This is a genomic window from Streptococcus oralis (assembly GCF_001578945.1).
Classification (GTDB): Bacteria; Bacillota; Bacilli; order Lactobacillales; family Streptococcaceae; genus Streptococcus; species Streptococcus oralis_Q.
Map to the genome: position 1 here is coordinate 1 of NZ_KQ969571.1, position 1148 is coordinate 1148.

2 protein-coding genes and 1 pseudogene are annotated in these 1148 nt (G+C 41.9%); 1 reads left to right on the plus strand and 2 read right to left on the minus strand.

Annotation, left to right across the window (positions count from 1 at the left end; all coding sequences use genetic code 11):
- Positions 1 to 245: pseudogene (locus tag SORDD16_RS09745) on the minus strand (DNA helicase); the annotation flags it as partial.
- Entirely contained in the window at positions 242 to 718 is a 477-nt protein-coding gene (gene nrdR, locus SORDD16_RS09750) for a transcriptional regulator NrdR (protein WP_061453283.1), read from the minus strand. The gene nrdR and the pseudogene SORDD16_RS09745, both read right to left, overlap by 4 nt.
- 140 nt (positions 719 to 858) lie before the next feature.
- On the opposite strand from nrdR, the gene SORDD16_RS09755 reads away from it, so the two are divergent.
- On the plus strand, positions 859 to 1148 hold a 290-nt coding region (locus tag SORDD16_RS09755; protein WP_061453284.1), incomplete at its 3' end, for a GntR family transcriptional regulator.

Below are 1148 nucleotides of genomic sequence, written 5' to 3' on the forward strand. Positions count from 1 at the left end.
GTCAACAAGTCCACAGCAGATAAGATTTTAAAAGACTGGAGGAGCGTATTCATCCCGAAATTCAAATGATTAAGAATGTTGGCAAAAAGGTGTTCCTTTTGCCCTCCATCCCAAAAGGTAATGGCATATAGATAGAGGCTCAGTGCCTCCTGACCGATAATCGGGAGGTAGCACTGCACCAGAGAAGAGGTATCTTGCGACACCCGATTATTCTTTAGAAAAGAAAAACGGTCATTTGGCTTCATCTATTTTTCCTTTTCTTTTTTGAGGACTGGGTGATTTGCTGGAGTAGGCTCTCCAACTCACTCACATCCTTAAAGCTACGATAAACACTAGCAAAACGAACATAGGTAATCTCATCAAGCTCTGCCAATTCTTCCATGACTAAGGCTCCAATGTATTCACTTTGAATCTCGTTTTCACTGCGACTACGAAGTTTTTGCTCGATACGATTGACCACCATGTTGATTTCATCACTCGAAACAGGACGCTTCTGGGCCGAGCGGATAATCCCATTAAAGATTTTATCTCTTGAAAACTGTTCTCGTGTACCGTCTTTTTTGACGACAACCAGCGTTCTTTCTTCTACTCGTTCATAGGTTGTAAAACGATGCTGACACTCGTCGCACTCACGTCTTCGACGGATGGTATTTCCCTCTTCGGCTTGTCGACTATCAACAACACTAGACTTGGTAGCCCCACATTTTGGACAACGCATGCATTTCCCTCCTTGTCGTTTTCTTTTCATTATACCATTTTTTGAGCAATTCCCAAAACAATTCTTATTTTCACTTGACAAGTTTTTTGTTTTATTGTATTATTTTATTAGAACAATAAAGAAAAAGAAAGGAGACTATGATGTCCTGGTCATTTGATAATACAAAACCGATTTATTTACAGATTATGGAAAAAATCAAATTACAGATTGTTTCCCATGAGCTGGAACCCAACCAACAGCTCCCTACCGTGAGAGATTTGGCGAGCGAGGCTGGGGTCAATCCCAATACCATCCAGCGCGCCTTGTCTGATCTTGAGCGCGAGGGCTTCGTTTATAGCAAGCGAACAACTGGCCGTTTTGTCACTGAGGACTTAGATCTCATCGTTCAGTCCCGCAAACAGCTTTCTGAGGAGCAACTGAAAAACTTTGT

What these genes read in the sequence shown, in the direction of transcription:
- nrdR (WP_061453283.1), bottom strand. Translation starts at nt 718, where the DNA reads ATGCGTTGTCCAAAATGTGGGGCTACCAAGTCTAGTGTTGTTGATAGT.